Origin of the sequence: Sporosarcina sp. YIM B06819, assembly GCF_033485175.1 — a bacterium.
Classification (GTDB): Bacteria; Bacillota; Bacilli; order Bacillales_A; family Planococcaceae; genus Sporosarcina.
Genome location: NZ_JAWLIQ010000006.1, coordinates 206,182 through 223,407, shown reverse-complemented (window position 1 = coordinate 223,407; position 17,226 = coordinate 206,182). Strand labels below are relative to the sequence as shown.

The following is a 17,226-nucleotide window of genomic DNA, read 5'->3' as shown; positions in this document are numbered from 1 at the left end:
ATCCACTGGGAGATAAAATTCGATAGGAGTTGAAAAAATGGAAACTATGAAAGCATTCGCGATAACTACAAAAAGCCAGTCGAATGAATTATCATTACTAGATATTCCTGTCCCTGCAATCGAAAAAAATGAGGTCCTTGTCCGCGTAAAAGCTATCGGAGTGGGCATACATGACCGTTGGTTCACGCCAGCTGACCCTGTACTACCATATGTAATAGGTATTGAAGCGGCGGGCGAAATTGTGAAAATAGGGGAATCTGTCACTGACTTTGCGATTGGTGATCGTGTGATGTTTATTAGCGGTATGCAGTTAAAAGGGGGGACGTGGGCGGAGTTCGCTTCAGTTAATGAAGATGCGCTAATTAATATACCGGATAATCTTCAATTTGTTGATGCGGCTGCCATACCGGTAGCGGGAACAGCGGCGCTAGAAGGAATGAAGGCACTCAAGGCTACACCAGGGGATACAGTATTTATAGCGGGGGCTTCGGGTGCGATTGGAACGTTGGCGATTCAGTTAGCTGTTGCGCGAGGTTATCGTGTGGTAAGTTCTGCCTCGGCCCAAAATCATGCGTATATGCTGACGCTTGGGGCAGAGTGCGTAGTTGATTATCGTGATGCGGATTGGGCCAATCAAGTGAAGCAATGGATGCCGAGGGGTGTTGATGCTGCACTGGCTATTCAGCCTGGAACGGGCGTCACAAGTATGGGCATTGTAAAAGATGGTGGGAAAGTAGTGACCATTTCGGGCGATCAATTTTTGGCAGAAAGACAGATTATTGTCGAGCAAATTACGAATCACCCAGAAACGAAAAAGGAATTGTCCCAATTGGCATCAGAAGCAGCGTCGGGCCAACTGCGCATAGTAGTTGAACATGTCTATCCTTTTGAACAAGGAGTAGAAGCGCTGAAGAAAGTTGAATCTAGGCATGTACGGGGGAAAATTGTATTGTCTATGTAATGAATTTGGCCGTCTCCTCTTAACGATGAGAACGGTCATTTTGTATCGCTTGCCCACTTTGATTGGTATAGACAACTATACCGGCTGGGTATATAGTAAAAATAAAGTCTTCTATTAAAATAAAGGGGGCAAAATTACGGGTAAGAAGCTATTGATTTCAAACTTTAAAATTAATCAGATGAAGCGATTTCTGCGGCGTATTTAGAGGATTCACTACAAGTTGAAATCATTGTAGACGGCATTCATAGTCATCCAAAATCAGTAGAATTGACGTATCGTCAAAAAAGGGCGGTCGTATTATACTAGTTACAGATGCAATGCGTGCCAAAGGATTACCGCCTGGGATGTATGATCTGGGTGGCTAAGACGTTGAAGTGACGCATAAGGATCAGATCTTACAATCATCTACGAGGACTGGAATGTACAGTTGAAGGTTTGTAGGGGTAATCTCACATATTTAAAGGAGGAACTAAAATGAAGGTATTAGTATTTGATAATTATGAGGCGGCAAGCGAACATGCAGCACAATTGGTGGAAGCGCAAATTCTTGAAAACAATCAATCGGTACTTGGATTAGCAACAGGTTCAACACCAATTGGCTTATATAAAAACTTAATTGAAGGCGTTAAAGCACGAGGCATTTCCTATAAAAATGTAAGCACTATTAACTTGGATGAATATATCGGTTTACCGAGGGAACATTCAGAAAGTTATCATACATTTATGGCTGAGAATCTATTTAACCACATCGATATTTCAATTGATAATACGTATATTCCGGATGGCATGAGTCCATCACCAGAAGAGGAATGTGTACGTTATGAAGAAAACATGGATCGAGTAGGACCTATTGATCTACAAATATTAGGGATTGGCTCGAATGGCCATATCGCTTTCAATGAACCAGGAACAGATCCGGATAGCTTAACGCATGTCGTTGAACTTGTTGCATCTACCCGTGAAGATAACGCTCGTTTCTTCCCTTCGATTGACGATGTGCCAACGCATGCCATTACCACTGGCATCAAATCCATCTTAAGAAGCAAGAAAATCATTTTAATTGCATCCGGAAAAGGGAAAGCGGAAGCAGTGAAACAATTGTTGAGTAAGGAAATCAGTCAAGATTTCCCGGCATCTTACTTATGGAATCATAACGATGTGACGCTTATTGTCGATCAAGATGCATATGCGTTGGTACAAACAGAGGGGCAGTGAGTGCTCTGCTGGATAAACAGTATCCAGTTCCGATGTATGTCCAAATCGAAGAACATCTTAAACGCCGTATTGTGAGGGATTTGCAGTAGGTATGGCAATCCCTTCAGAACGTGAATAAACGAAAATTTTACGAATAATCTATGCCCTCGTCGTTCCGGCGAGTGGCTTTTTTTATTTTTTAATCATTCTAACGACAATCAATGTCAAAATGGAAATTGCCATGATATAGTATGAATGATGAAAGGTGTGAGCGTAGTGCGTAGGAAATACGGTAGGATTCGGAAAACGGACAAAGTAATTGTCTTCCCAGGTACATATGAAAAACTTGTTGAACAAGGGTTCGTTGCCGTTGAGCAGTCGAATTTTGACAAGGCAGTCGAAGTGTTTGATCAGGCTATTCTTTATGAGCCTGATTATCCGGAATTTCTAGGCCCTTACGCTGTCGCCCTATATGAAACAAAAGAATTTAAGCGGGCAAAAGATATTGCGGCAAGGCTTCTGCATAGCGGGACCGCGGATTACATTGATACAATGGAATTGTATTTAACTATCAGTATTCAATTGCAAGAATACGAGGAAGTTGAAATGACGATTGATGCCTTGATTGGCGAAGGGATTGTCCCGCAGGAAATGCTGCAAAAGTTTAATTATTTACGAGAATTGAATGGACGTCTATCCAATCGTTACGTTGTTGAAGAGCAGACTGCACCCGTGAAGCCCTTCACTTTGGAGGAATTCGATGCGATGGATACGATGCAGCAGCAGTATGCCCTCGCTTCTCTCGAGGGGATGGATTTGTCAGGGATGATTCCACAACTGGTAGAAATTGCGGAGCGAGACGATGTAGCACCGCTTGTGATTTCATTTGTGTTAGCCCTACTACTGCAAGCAGGCTATTCTAAGGAAATAACTGTGCGGAAATTTGGTTGGCAGCAGACAATTATACCTTCTACTATGACGCTACCAGGTCGCGATGATTTAACTGTTGAGGTGTTAGGGGAGATAGACCGGCTGTTACTCAAAGATCCGTCTCGATTAGAAATGGCGCATGGTCTTATTGAAAAATTCGCCATTACTGCATTTCCATTTGGGTGGAATCAATATTCCGCACAAGAAGTGGCGGCTGCTTATGTCAACTACATAGAAAGCCTATTTTCAGGAGAACAATTGCCTGAAACAGAATTGAACAGATTGATTCGGCAAATTGACAGTGACCAGGACCATTAAATCAGTTGAAAGATGCAAAGACTATGATATACTGTAATGGTTGTCAATGAGTATACAAGTACGAAAACATATTGGCCAAAATGATTCGGAGGTATTTAATTATGTCAGTTAAATGGGAAAAAAATGAAGGTAATACAGGAACACTAACAGTAGAAGTTCCTGCTGAAGTAGTAACAGCTGGTATTGACAAAGCGTTTAAGAAAGTTGTTAAACAAGTCCAAGCACCAGGATTCCGTAAAGGTAAAATGCCACGTCCGATGTTTGAAAAAATGTATGGCGTAGAAGCTCTATACAATGATGCACTTGATTTCATCCTTCCTGAAGCTTACGGGAAAGCAATCGAAGAAGCAGGCGTTGAACCAATTGACCGTCCTGAAATTGATATCGAACAAATGGAAAAAGGCCAAGCACTTATTTTTAAAGCAGTTGTTACACTTAAACCTGAAGTGAAACTTGGAGACTATAAAGGTCTTGAAGTAACACGTCAAGAAACAGCAGTAACAGACGAAGAGATCGAAGAGCAATTGAAAGATAGCCAAAAAGCATTCGCTGAGTTGGTTATCAAAGAAGACGGCGCGGTTGAAAACGGCGACACTGTGAAGCTTGATTTTGAAGGTTTTGCGAACGGCGAAGCATTTGAAGGCGGCAAAGCTGAGCAGTATGAGCTTGAAATTGGTTCTAACTCATTCATCCCAGGCTTTGAAGAGCAAATGGTAGGTATGAAGATTGGTGAAGAAAAAGACGTTGAATTGACGTTCCCAGAAGAATACCACGCAGCAGAGCTTGCTGGCCAACCAGCAATATTCAAAGTAAAAGTTCATGAAATTAAAACTAAAGAAATTCCTGCACTTGACGATGAATTGGCAAAAGAAATCGACGAAGAAGTCGAAAGCCTTGAAGCGTTGCGCGCGAAATTGAAAGAAAAAACAGTAGCTGAAAAGAAATCTGCTTCTGAAACAGCACTTCGCGACGATCTTGTTGAAGCGGCTGCAAGAAACGCAGAAATCGACATTCCTGAAGTGATGATCGCATCTGAAACAGATCGTATGATGGATGAGTTCGCACAACGCCTTCAAATGCAAGGTATGAACTTAGAGCTTTACTTCCAATTCTCAGGCCAAAACGAAGAAGCACTTCGCGGACAAATGAAAGACGACGCACTAAACCGCGTACGCGTTTCTTTGGTACTTGAAGCAATCGGTAAAGCGGAAGCAATCGAAGTAACAGAAGAAGACATCAACGTTGAACTTGGTAAAATGTCTGAGCAATTCGGTATGGAAATCGAGCAAATCAAGAAGACACTTGGTGGAACTAAAGTTCTTGAAAACGATCTTCGTTTCAACAAAACAGTTGAATTTCTTGTTGAAAACGCAAAAATTACTGAATAATACTGTAGAATAAGGACAAGGTACGGAAGACCGTACCTTGTTTTTCGTAGAAAAAACAAAACGAATTATTTTTTACATAGTGCAGCAAATTCTAATTAGTTGATTATAATCGGGGAATCTTGTAAGATTGTCACTTGAATAGGGGTGAGCATAATGTTCAAATTTAACGATGAAAAAGATAACTTCAACTGTTCTTTTTGCGGGAAATCCCAGGAGCAGGTTCGAAAGCTAGTCGCTGGTCAAGGCGTCTATATTTGTGATGAATGTGTTGAACTTTGTGCAGAAATCGTTGAAGAGGAAGTCGGTCTCGAAGAAGGTTTCGAATTGAAAGACGTTCCAAAACCGAAAGAAATACAAAGTATCCTCAATGATTACCTAATTGGACAGGATCGCGCGAAAAAATCTCTGGCAGTCGCTGTCTATAACCATTATAAGCGTGTGAATTCAAACAGTAAGATTGACGATGTTGAGTTATCGAAGTCCAATATCGTTCTAATTGGTCCTACTGGAAGCGGGAAAACGTTACTCGCTCAAACACTTGCAAGAATCCTTGACGTACCATTTGCCATTGCGGATGCTACATCATTGACGGAAGCAGGATATGTCGGTGAAGACGTTGAAAACATTCTGTTGAAACTAATTCAAGCGGCTGATTACGATGTGGAACGTGCAGAAAAAGGCATTATCTATATCGACGAAATCGATAAAGTAGCTCGGAAATCCGAAAATGCATCGATTACGCGCGATGTATCTGGGGAAGGTGTCCAACAGGCACTGCTTAAAATTCTTGAAGGAACTGTTGCGAGCGTGCCACCACAAGGCGGACGCAAGCATCCACATCAAGAATTTATCCAAATCGATACGACGAATATCCTCTTTATCGTAGGGGGAGCTTTCGACGGTATTGAAGATATTATCAAACGACGTATCGGGCAAAAAGTAATTGGTTTTGGAACAGAGAAGAAAGTTCTAAAAGAAGACCAATCTTTGCTTGCAAAATTGATTCCTGAAGATCTTCAACGCTTCGGTTTGATTCCAGAGTTTATTGGCCGTTTACCGGTTATTGCGACATTGGAGCAGCTGAGTGAAGAGACGCTTCGCCAAATCTTAACGATTCCCAAAAATGCAATTGTTAAGCAATATCAGAAGATGTTTGAACTTGACGATGTAGCCCTTCGATTTGAAGATGATGCATTAATCGAAATTGCAAAAGAAGCGATTGAACGGAAAACCGGTGCACGTGGCTTGCGTTCAATTATCGAAAACATTATGTTAGATGTTATGTACGAACTGCCTTCACTCGATGAAGTGACAGAATGTGTCATTACAAAAGGATCCGTCACTGGAGAATCAACACCTATCCTGTTAAGGGAAGATGGTTCTACTGTCGACTTGGATCACGTGAAAAATTCGGCGTAACGCCTGAAGGATGAGCTGACTCCGACGACGCGCGTGCATATGCGCTCGTCGGCGTCAGCTTTTTTTTTCCAATGAATAGTGCAATGAAAACAGCTATACATAATTCATGGAGGTGACTTCCACATGACGACGAATAAGAGGGAAAACATACCGGTACTTCCATTACGAGGGCTACTTGTCTATCCATCGTTGATTTTGCATATTGATGTGGGTAGAGAACGCTCTGTATTTGCAATTGAACATGCAATTGCCCAAGATAATCTTATTTTCCTCGCCACACAGCGAGATATGAGTATTGAAAATCCAGAGGCGGAAGATCTGTACGAAATCGGCACACTTGCATTGGTGAAATCATTGACGCAGCTACCCAATGGCACGTATCGTGTGCTCATTGAAGGGGTTGAACGTGCGGAATGGTCGAACTACGAAGAAGCAGATCTTTATCCAGTCGTTGAAGTGACGAGTTACCCGGATAATGAAGAGAAAGATGCAGAATCGGAAGCTCTGATGAGAACGTTACTTACATATTTCAAGAAATACTCGAAAATTTCGAAGAAAGTAACGAAAGAGACGTATGATTCTGTCGCTGCGATTGCGGAGCCGGGAAGACTTGCGGATATGGTTGCAACTAATTTGCCCCTTAAACTGATAGCGAAGCAGGAAGTACTTGAAACGATTGATGTCAAGGAACGTTTGGAATGGCTGATAACAAGGCTTTACAATGAACAAGAAGTACTGAATCTTGAAAGTAAAATTAATGAGCGTGTCAAGGAAGCGATGGAGAGAACGCAAAAAGAATTTTATCTACGTGAGCAGATGAAAGCTATTCAAACTGAACTTGGTGATAAAGACGGCAAAGGTCTTGAGGTTGCGGAGTTAACTGAACGGATTGAGGAAGCCGATATGCCAGAAGGGGTCAAGGAAGCGGCGTTACGTGAGCTTGACAGGTATGAAAAGATTCCATCAGCTGCGGCTGAAAGTGGTATTATCCGAAATTATATCGATTGGCTAGTTTCTTTGCCTTGGTCTGATGCATCAAAAGATCAGCTGGATATTAAACGTTCAGAAGAGATATTAAACCGTGATCATGATGGTTTGGAGTCAGTTAAAGAGCGGATACTGGAATATTTAGCGGTTCGTCAATTGACGAATTCGTTGCGTGGACCGATATTATGTTTGGGTGGTCCGCCGGGTGTCGGGAAAACGTCCCTTGCTCGTTCAATCGCGGAATCACTCGGCAGGAAATTCGTGCGTATCTCGCTTGGCGGCGTGCGCGATGAGTCTGAAATACGCGGTCATAGACGAACTTATGTAGGTGCTATGCCAGGTCGAATTATTCAAGGAATGAAAAAAGCGGGGACAATTAATCCTGTGTTCCTTCTTGATGAAATCGATAAGATGTCGAATGACTTCCGTGGGGATCCATCGTCTGCGATGCTTGAAGTACTTGACCCTGAACAAAATAATTCGTTTAGCGATCATTACATCGAAGAGCCGTATAGTTTATCGAATGTGTTATTCATTGCGACAGCTAATGATTTGAGTGCGATTCCAGGACCACTGCGAGATCGGATGGAAATTATTTCGATTGCGGGTTATACGGAAATCGAAAAATGTTCGATTGCGAAAAATCACTTGTTTCCAAAGCAGTTGAAAGAGCATGGCTTAACGAAGTCGCAAGTTCGTATTAGTGACTCGGCGATCCTAGATATTGTTAGATACTATACGCGTGAAGCGGGTGTGCGTGGTCTGGAACGTGAAATTGCTGGCATTTGCCGCAAAGCCGCGAAACAAATTGTGACGGGCGATAAGAAGAGTGTTACGGTGAGTCCGAAAACACTTGAGTCGTTAATCGGCAAAAAGAAGGTTCGCTACGGTCAGGCGGAAACGGTGAATCAAATCGGTGTGGCAACAGGACTTGCCTATACGCAAGTAGGTGGCGATACGTTGCAAATCGAAGTTTCTTTATCCCCAGGGAAAGGAAAACTAATCCTGACGGGGAAACTTGGCGATGTGATGAAAGAGTCCGCGCAGACGGCATTGTCGTATGTCCGTTCGAAAACAATGGAATTTGGGATTGACCCGAACTTCCATGAATCGTATGATATTCATATCCATGTGCCGGAGGGTGCGATTCCAAAAGACGGTCCATCGGCAGGTGTAACAATTGCCACTGCACTTGTTTCTGCCTTGACGAAGCGACCTGTGCGTCGTGAGGTTGGTATGACTGGTGAAATTACGCTACGTGGTAGAGTGTTACCAATTGGCGGAGTGAAAGAAAAAACATTAAGTGCTCATCGTGCTGGCTTGACGACAATTATCTTGCCAAGTGATAATGAGCGCGACATCGAAGATATTCCAGAAAGTGTTCGGAAAGAGTTGACCTTTAAACTCGTTTCAAACGCAGAAGAAGTCCTCGAAATTGCATTGGAGGCGTCTTCAAAATGAAAGTCCATAACGTAGAAATGATTATGAGTGCCGTGAGGCCAGAACAATATCCATCTGAAGGATACCCAGAATTTGCGCTTGCAGGACGATCGAATGTTGGGAAATCATCATTTATCAATAAGATGATTGGCAGAAAAAGTTTAGCCCGCACATCTTCGAAGCCTGGTAAGACGCAAACACTGAACTTTTATAAAATCGAAGAGCAATTGTTTTTCGTCGATGTTCCGGGATACGGCTATGCGAAAGTATCGAAGTCGTCCCGTGAAACATGGGGGAAATTTATTCAACAATATATGACAGAACGCGAGCATCTTCGTGCTGTCATTCAAATTGTCGATTTGCGTCATCCACCAAGTGCGGATGATTGCGCAATGTACGATTTTCTTGTGAATTATAATATCCCTGCGATTGTCATTGCGACAAAAGCCGATAAGATTCCAAAAGGCAAATGGGATAAGCATCTGAAAATCGTGCGAGATAAACTTGAGATGCGCAGCTTCGACAAATTAATCCTGTTTTCATCTGAAAAAGGGATTGGTATGGAAGAAGCCTGGCGGGAAATTGAAAGTAGAATGTGATCCATAAGGGAAATCCGGAAGATGATAATTCATCTCCGGATTTTTTGTGCATGTATGTATGTTGCTAAGATTGATGCGAGCGTTGTTAAGTTTGCTGGAAATGTTGTTAAGTTATCGGATTACGTTGTTTACTCGCTTGCCGATTGTATAAACCGAGTGATGTGTGCAAAAATATTGCAATCCTATTGGATAACTACTATTATTAGATTGTAATTATTATAAATAAAGTTAAACAATCAGCTTATAGTCATATGTTAGTCACAAATTATTGCTAAGAAATTATTGTCGTATGTTATACTAGAAGCGTGAAATAGAACGTGAAAGGTGTGGGCACCTGGTGTATACAATCGTGGTTGGTGTTAATCACCGGACGGCGCCTGTTGAAATACGAGAGAAATTGTCTTTCGTTGAAACGGAGTTGCCGCAAGCGATGCAAACATTGCAACAGCAAAAAAGCATATTAGAAAATATCATTATTTCGACATGTAACCGGACTGAAATTTACGCCGTTGTCGATCAATTGCATACAGGACGTTATTATGTAAAAAACTTTTTGGCTAAGTGGTTTGATTTACCATTGGAGTCTTTTTCGTCGCATTTAATTATCAAAGAAAATGACGGGGCGATTGAGCATTTGTTACGTGTGTCAGCAGGTATTGATTCCATGGTGCTTGGCGAAACGCAAATACTTGGTCAAGTGCGCGACAGTTTCCTTGAGGGTCAAGAAATTGGGACAACGGGAACTGTTTTCAATGAGCTCTTTAAACAAGCTGTTACGTTTGCGAAAAAAGCGCATACGGAAACGGCCATTGGTGAAAATGCGGTATCTGTGTCGTACGCTGCAGTGGAACTTGGTAAAAAAATATTCGGTTCATTGAACGATAAACATATAGCCATTCTTGGCGCGGGGAAAATGGGCGAGTTAGCCGTGAAAAACTTGCACGGCAGTGGTGTGGGAAAAGTGACGGTCATTAACCGCACACTATCGAAAGCGGAAGAACTGGCAGGGAAATTTGGTGGCGAAGCCAAATCGATGAAGGAATTGCAATGTGCACTTCTGGAAGCGGATGTCCTTATTAGTTCAACAGGTGCAACGGGTTTCGTTATCGACTATGAGCTCATGCAGTTTGCAGAGCGGTTACGTAAAGGGAAACCAATCTTCATGGTAGACATTGCGGTGCCACGTGATTTAGATCCGCGTATCGGTGATTTACCAAACGTTTTCCTATATGATATCGATGATTTGCAAGGCATTGTCGAAGCGAATCTTGCGGAACGAAAACATGCTGCTGAAGAAATTGGTCTGATGATTGAGCAGGAAATTGTCGTATTTAACGAATGGCTAGCAACACTTGGCGTTGTTCCCGTTATTTCAGCACTTCGTCAAAAAGCAAATCGTATTCAATCCGAAACGATGGCCAGCATTGAGAATAAAATGCCGAATCTGACGGACCGTGAAAAGAAATTATTGAGTAAACACACAAAATCGATTGTCAATCAATTATTGAAAGATCCAATATTACAGGCAAAAGAATTAGTGATGGACAAAAATGCGGCTGAAAAACTTGAGCTATTCCAGCAAATTTTTGGGATTGATGAAGAAGTCGTTAAAGAAAAAGAACTACTTGCGAAACAAGCGAAAGAGCGGTTGACAAATAAAGTACAAAGAACCGCGACAGTACAACCAGACGTCCAATTTTAAGGGTTGGCCTGTGGGAGTGTTTTGCATCTATCGCATTACAATAGGTGTTTAAAATACTCCCCTTTTATCTGCATCCAGATAAAGCCTACGGCGGATGTCACGGATTTTAGGGGAGCTTAAGAAGGCAGTCTAAGTGCGCGACGTCCGAAAGAGTGCCTTAATTTCCGCAAAGAACGCAGAAATACGGAAAATCGAACACTTCGCAGTTCGATTCGCAACGCCTGCATGACCTACAAGGAAGGATGCAGTTCAATCCTTCCCCTCTGTAGGCCTCAAGCTCGAAAAAATCCGGACGCAATCACACCGGGGCGTGATTGATTTAGAAAGGCAGAGAAGGCATCATGGTCGATATGACGATGGCGAGGCTGCATGAAGTAATAGTTGTCTTATACGCAGTGAGCCTCGTCTTTTATTTTATAGATTATTTGAATAAAGATAAGATTGCACACCGGAGTGCTTTTTGGATTTTGTCTGTGGTTTACGTTTTGCAAACGATTTTTTTGGTAGCGTTTATGATTGAAACAAAGCGATTTCCGATTTTATCCCTATTTGAGGGGATTTACTTTTATGCATGGTTGCTGATTACACTGTCAATTGTTTTGCATTTGTTTTACAAAATCGATCATGTTGTCTTTTTCTTAAATGTTATCGGCTTTTGTTTCATGACGATACATACATTCGCACCTATGCAAATCGCGCAGTCGCCAATCGGGGATACGCTTGTTTCGGAGCTGTTATTCATCCATATTACGTTTGCCATTTTGTCATATACGGCATTTTCAATGTCCTTTGTCTTTGCCATTCTCTATCTTCTCGTCTATAAAATTCTGAAGAAAAAGAAATGGTCGAAGCAATTTAATCGACTGCCGTCGCTTCATCAATCAATGACAGGCATGAAGGCTTCTGTCTACACAGGCATTCCTTTATTGTTAGTAAGCCTTATTTTAGGCATGCAGTGGGCACAGGTCGCGCTAGATGAATGGTCATTTTTTGATATGAAAATTGTCGGCTCATTTTTCCTTCTTGCCATTTATGGCTCTGTATTATTTTTGCAACGGAGTGGTAAGCTGACAGGAAACGATTTTGCATGGGCGAATATCTTCGCATTTCTTTTTGTTATTATTAATTTTTTCCTAGCAAGTAAGTTATCTGCGTTCCATTTTTGGATCTAACTGAATATAACCGAACCCAGGCTATATTCAGTTAGATCCTCCGGAGGATGCCACAGATTTTTTTTGCGTATTTGATTAAGATGAAGCGGAAAGAGTCGTCACTATGAAAGGTTGGATTGAAAGTATATGAGAAAAATTATCGTAGGTTCAAGAAGAAGTAAATTAGCATTGACGCAAACAAACTGGTTTATTGATCAACTGATAGCGGCGAGAGTGCCGTTTGAGTTTGAAGTGAAGGAAATTGTGACAAAAGGGGACCAAATTCTTGATGTTATGCTGTCCAAAGTAGGCGGTAAAGGGCTTTTCGTCAAAGAAATTGAGCAAGCACTTTATAATAAAGAAATTGATTTTGCTGTCCACAGTATGAAAGATATGCCGGCTGTCCTTCCTGAAGGCCTTGTCATCGGCTGTATTCCTCCACGTGAAGATGCGCGTGATGCCTTTATATCTAACGGTCATGTGAAGTTTATGGACTTGCCAGTAGGGGCTGTTGTGGGGACGTCGAGTTTACGCCGTAGTTCACAGTTACTACTTCTGCGTCCTGATCTTGAAATCAAATGGATTCGTGGCAATATCGATACTCGCTTGCAAAAGTTGCATGATGGTGAATACGATGCGATTCTCCTTGCCGCTGCGGGGATGAAACGTCTTGGCTGGAGTGAAGATGTCGCAACGGAATTGATGTCTGTGGAAGATTGTATTCCAGCAGTCGGTCAAGGTGCGCTAGCTATTGAATGTCGTGCAGATGATGCGGAATTGCTTGCGGAACTGGCGAAAATTTCCGATGATAAAACATGGAAAGAAGTTGAAGCAGAGCGCACATTCTTGTCGGAAATGGACGGTTCGTGCCAAGTGCCGATTGCGGGCTTTGCGGAATATGACGGTGAAAATCTTGAATTGACAGGCTACATCGCTTCTCCTGATGCAACTCAAATTTTCAAGCAGTCTTTCGTAGGTGCTGATCCTATCGAAGCGGGTAAGGAAGTTGCCAAGATTTTACGCGCACAAGGGGCTTCTGCAGTGATTGAGAAAGTGAAGGCGGAAATGGATGCGTAACGGTCAACCACTGCTAGGGGAGACGGTCATTTTTACAGGAACACCGAAGTCGCAAGATGTTTTTAAGCGAGTCGAGCAGTACGGCGGTGTGCCGGTTTCATTACCATTAATTCAAGTGGCAGAGGTACTGGAATCGACGGATGAACTACGTTTAAATGCTTGTCCAACGTACGACTGGCTCATTTTCACGAGTCAAAGCGCGGTGGCTGCATTTGGAGCAAAGTTAGCGCGTCACAATTTTTCAGCAGCATCCATTGCGTCAAAAATTGCAGCAGTCGGTACTCGAACGGCTGAGGCGCTAGAAAAGCTTGGCTTCACTGTTGATTTTATCCCCACTGTGTTTAGCGCAGATGTCTTTGTTAAGGAATTTAAACCGACTGAACTAGCTATTCGCCGTGTCTTATTCCTGCGTGGTTCCATTGCCGGCGCGACAATTAAAGAAGAATTGCCTTTTGAAGTGGATGAATGGACGGTTTATGCAACGGAACGGGTCTATGATTCAATTGGCTCACTTGTTAATTTATTGCAAAACAGCAAGCAATTGTCGGTCTTGTTCGCAAGTCCTTCGGCGGTGAATGTATTTGCGGAGGAAGTTGTCCCGCAGGTAGGTTGGGATGGGTATACGATAGCGGCGATTGGTCATGTAACGGAGCAAGCGCTTGTTGAACGAGGGGCTCCGGTGCATGTTAGGCCTGATACATATACATTGATGGATCTCGTCGAGAAATTGGCGGGACGGAAGGAAGGGTAATCATGGAAAACTTACAATTCAAACGTAACAGGCGTTTACGCAATTCGGCTACATTACGTGCCATGGTGAGAGAAACGGTCTTGCAGAAAGAAGATTTCATTTATCCGCTATTTGTTGTGGAAGGGGAAAATCAAAAAAATCCAGTGTCTTCGATGCCAGGGGTTTTTCAATTTTCGTTGGATCAACTAGCCATTGAAATCGATGAAGTTGTTGCACTCGGGATTCCTGCGGTTATTTTGTTCGGTGTTCCAGTAGACAAGGATGCGACGGGTACGGGCGCTTATCATGACCATGGTATCGTCCAACAGGCGACTCGTTTTGTCAAAGAACGTCATCCAGAATTGATTGTCATTGCGGATACTTGTCTTTGTGAATACACAGACCACGGACATTGTGGGGTTGTGGAAGGTGACAAAGTGCTGAATGACCCATCACTGGATTTATTGGCACGAACAGCAGTTAGCCAGGCGCAAGCAGGTGCGGATATTATTGCGCCGTCCAATATGATGGATGGCTTTGTCGTCGCGATTCGTCAAGCATTGGATGCCGCTGGATTTATAGATATTCCAATTATGTCTTATGCTGTGAAGTACGCTTCTGCTTATTATGGGCCGTTCCGTGAAGCGGCAGGATCTGCACCGCAGTTCGGCGATCGCAAAACGTATCAAATGGACCCGGCGAACCGTCTGGAAGCCATGCGCGAAGCGGAGTCTGATGTAGCAGAAGGTGCGGATTTCTTAATCGTCAAACCGGCACTGTCGTATTTGGATATCATTCGTGATGTAAAAAATAATTTTGTGTTACCGATTGTGGCTTATAATGTGAGTGGTGAGTATGCCATGGTGAAGGCAGCTGCTCAAAATGATTGGATTGACGAAAAGAAAGTCGTTCTTGAAACGTTGACAAGTATGAAGCGTGCAGGTGCGGATCTGATTCTGACGTACCATGCCAAAGACGCGGCACGCTGGCTGGGGGAGAACTAAATGGGAAGAAATTATGAGTTGTCGAAACAAGCATTTACAGAAGCGGTGGATTTATTGCCAGGCGGCGTGAACTCACCTGTTCGTGCGTTCAAATCGGTCAATATGGACCCGATTTTCATGGCAAGTGGCAAAGGCGCGATGATTACAGATATTGATGGCAATGAATACATTGACTACGTACTATCATGGGGGCCCCTAATTTTAGGACATACAGATCCAGATGTTGTTGCCGGCATCCAGCGTGTCGCGGAAACGGGCACAAGCTTTGGTGCACCAACGTTAGCGGAGAATGAACTAGCGAAGCTCGTGATTGACCGTGTGCCGTCGATTGAAATGGTACGTATGGTGTCATCGGGAACAGAAGCGACAATGAGCGCACTACGTTTAGCGCGTGGCTTTACCGGTCGCGATAAAATCTTGAAGTTCGAAGGTTGTTACCATGGACACGGCGACTCATTGCTCATTAAAGCAGGCTCTGGCGTTGCAACGCTTGGTTTACCAGATAGCCCAGGTGTACCGGAATCGGTTGCGAAAAACACCATTACAGTGGCTTATAATGATCTGGAGAGCGTCAAAGCTGTTTTTGATGAATTCGGTGATGACTTAGCAGCGATTATTGTGGAACCGGTGGCTGGTAATATGGGAGTTGTCCCACCAGAACCAGGTTTCCTAGAGGGTCTGCGTGAACTAACGGAGCAAAATGGCACGCTTCTTATTTTCGATGAAGTGATGACGGGCTTCCGCGTAGGATACAATTGTGCACAAGGCCATTTTGGTGTAACACCTGATTTGACATGTCTTGGCAAAGTAATTGGTGGTGGACTGCCTGTTGGTGCATACGGTGGGAAGCGCGAAATTATGGAAAATATCGCACCTGCGGGAACGGTTTATCAAGCAGGAACATTGTCGGGGAATCCACTGGCAATGACAGCGGGTATTGAAACATTGAAAAAGTTAACCCCTGCATCGTACGATTATTTCATGAAATTGGGCGATCAGCTTGAAGCTGGTTTCCGTGCAGCAGCAGAGAAGTACGATATTCCGCATACTGTGAACCGCGCGGGCTCAATGATTGGCTTCTTCTTTACGAATGATAAAGTAACGGATTATGATAAAGCGAAAACATCTGATCTTGGCATGTTTGCAGAGTATTATCGTTTGATGGCAGAAGAGGGTATCTTCTTACCACCATCCCAATTCGAAGGGATGTTCTTGTCAACTGCGCATACCGAAGAGCATATTGCTAAAACGGTGGAAGCGTTCCATACGGTGTTTGCAAAATTAAATAGTTGAACCACTATCCCTCGATTGTTACTGGTCGGGGGATATTTGTGATTTCGGGTTCAGCTTGGGCATCCTTGTATAATTTCTGCAAAGGACGCAGAAATTATACAAACCAGACTCTTCGTTGTCCGGTTTGCAATTAGAAATTCGGAGTTGCAATTAAAAGTGCGAAGTTGCAATTAGAATTAGAAAGTTGCAATTAAAAGTGCGAAGTTGCAATTAGAATCGGAAAGATGCAATTTCGGGTTCAGCTTTGGCATTTATTGTTTAATTTCCGTCCTTCTATCCCCCCCATTCCATGCATACAATTATTTGTGTAGGAATAGAGGAGGGAACGATAATGGAGAAGAAGCAGTGGACGATGCAAGAGGATTTTATTTTCCCGGTAGAAGCGGGTTTACCAGTTGGGGCAGCATTTTTGCAAGTGACGCCGGGGTATACGGAAGAGCGGACGGAGGATGCGGTTCGGTTAACAGGTATTTATCATATCGCGGCAAATGTCGTGTTTGATGAAGGACAGAGGGCTGAAGAACTTTTTGATTCAGCAATCTTTATTGACGATGTTGATATACAAGGGGAAGCTGGCTATTTTGAATATGCAGTGCCACTCCATATTGTTTTGCCGCCGGAAGTAGTTACTCCGCTCGAGGTTGTTACGACTGCCGCATCCATCGAATTAGACGGACAAGGCTCTTTTAGTGTTGTTTGGGATGTCGAGTGCTCGTACGCAGAGGGCGTTGCGCAACTGGACGAATATGACACTGTCGTGTTGGCAGAAGAGCTAGAGTATGTAGAAGAAGTGGATGATTCGTTAATGACGGCTATGGTAGATGGCGTCGAAATCGAGGATGCTGAAGCTGTTGTCGCAGTGGTTACCCCGATTGCAACACAAGCCAGCACTTCAAGCAACGAGATGGACGAAGCGCTGGCATTCATTGCAGGGCTGGAAGATGGGATTTCCACAACGACTTTCCGTTCAAATGATGTTTTTGTGAAAAATGAAAGCTAATCCGCAAAGTAAGCATAATAGTAGGAAATCGCC

General features: G+C 43.2%; 14 protein-coding genes and 1 pseudogene. All 15 read left to right on the top strand.

Features of this window, described 5'->3' with window-relative positions; genetic code table 11:
* Window positions 1-37: 37 nt before the first annotated feature.
* The 15 genes and pseudogenes from R2B72_RS05070 (at window position 38) to R2B72_RS05000 (ending at window position 17,193) form a co-directional block, all read left to right on the top strand.
* On the top strand, window positions 38-961 hold the full coding sequence (locus R2B72_RS05070; protein WP_318615231.1) for an NADP-dependent oxidoreductase: 924 nt from the start codon (window positions 38-40) through the stop codon (window positions 959-961).
* 192 nt (window positions 962-1,153) lie between these two features.
* Window positions 1,154-1,323, top strand: a pseudogene (locus R2B72_RS05065) (N-acetylglucosamine-6-phosphate deacetylase); the annotation flags it as partial.
* 112 nt (window positions 1,324-1,435) lie between these two features.
* Window positions 1,436-2,176 carry a glucosamine-6-phosphate deaminase gene (gene nagB / locus R2B72_RS05060; RefSeq protein WP_318615230.1) on the top strand — a complete coding sequence of 247 codons (741 nt, stop codon included), beginning with the start codon at window positions 1,436-1,438 and terminating at the stop codon, window positions 2,174-2,176.
* A 255-nt stretch (window positions 2,177-2,431) separates the two neighbouring features.
* Window positions 2,432-3,403 carry a DUF3196 family protein gene (locus R2B72_RS05055; protein ID WP_318615229.1) on the top strand — a complete coding sequence of 324 codons (972 nt, stop codon included), beginning with the start codon at window positions 2,432-2,434 and terminating at the stop codon, window positions 3,401-3,403.
* A gap of 101 nt (window positions 3,404-3,504) precedes the next feature.
* Complete coding sequence (tig, locus tag R2B72_RS05050; protein WP_318615228.1) at window positions 3,505-4,791, top strand: trigger factor; 1,287 nt, start codon at window positions 3,505-3,507, stop codon at window positions 4,789-4,791.
* A 153-nt stretch (window positions 4,792-4,944) separates the two neighbouring features.
* Window positions 4,945-6,210 (top strand): ATP-dependent protease ATP-binding subunit ClpX, encoded by a 1,266-nt coding sequence (gene clpX, locus R2B72_RS05045; protein ID WP_318615226.1) that lies wholly within the window; start codon window positions 4,945-4,947, stop codon window positions 6,208-6,210.
* A gap of 123 nt (window positions 6,211-6,333) precedes the next feature.
* Entirely contained in the window at window positions 6,334-8,658 is a 2,325-nt protein-coding gene (gene lon, locus R2B72_RS05040) for an endopeptidase La (protein ID WP_318615223.1), read from the top strand.
* The gene (yihA, locus tag R2B72_RS05035) at window positions 8,655-9,236 is read left to right on the top strand and encodes a ribosome biogenesis GTP-binding protein YihA/YsxC (RefSeq protein ID WP_318615221.1); all 582 of its coding nucleotides are present in this window, start codon (window positions 8,655-8,657) and stop codon (window positions 9,234-9,236) included. Before lon ends, yihA begins: the two co-directional genes overlap by 4 nt.
* Before the next feature lie 337 nt (window positions 9,237-9,573).
* Window positions 9,574-10,938, top strand: a complete 1,365-nt coding sequence (gene hemA / locus R2B72_RS05030; protein ID WP_318615220.1) for a glutamyl-tRNA reductase — start codon at window positions 9,574-9,576, stop codon at window positions 10,936-10,938.
* Window positions 10,939-11,279: 341 nt separating this feature from the next.
* Window positions 11,280-12,110, top strand: a complete 831-nt coding sequence (locus tag R2B72_RS05025) for a cytochrome c biogenesis protein (RefSeq protein ID WP_318615219.1) — start codon at window positions 11,280-11,282, stop codon at window positions 12,108-12,110.
* A 126-nt stretch (window positions 12,111-12,236) separates the two neighbouring features.
* Entirely contained in the window at window positions 12,237-13,166 is a 930-nt protein-coding gene (gene hemC / locus R2B72_RS05020) for a hydroxymethylbilane synthase (protein WP_318615217.1), read from the top strand.
* Window positions 13,159-13,917 carry a uroporphyrinogen-III synthase gene (locus R2B72_RS05015; RefSeq protein WP_318615216.1) on the top strand — a complete coding sequence of 253 codons (759 nt, stop codon included), beginning with the start codon at window positions 13,159-13,161 and terminating at the stop codon, window positions 13,915-13,917. Before hemC ends, R2B72_RS05015 begins: the two co-directional genes overlap by 8 nt.
* A 2-nt stretch (window positions 13,918-13,919) precedes the next feature.
* Window positions 13,920-14,900, top strand: a complete 981-nt coding sequence (gene hemB, locus R2B72_RS05010) for a porphobilinogen synthase (RefSeq protein WP_318615215.1) — start codon at window positions 13,920-13,922, stop codon at window positions 14,898-14,900.
* Window positions 14,901-16,193 (top strand): glutamate-1-semialdehyde 2,1-aminomutase, encoded by a 1,293-nt coding sequence (gene hemL / locus R2B72_RS05005; RefSeq protein WP_318615213.1) that lies wholly within the window; start codon window positions 14,901-14,903, stop codon window positions 16,191-16,193.
* A 331-nt stretch (window positions 16,194-16,524) separates the two neighbouring features.
* Window positions 16,525-17,193, top strand: coding sequence for a hypothetical protein (locus tag R2B72_RS05000; protein ID WP_318615212.1), 669 nt, complete (start codon window positions 16,525-16,527; stop codon window positions 17,191-17,193).
* Window positions 17,194-17,226: the final 33 nt, after the last annotated feature.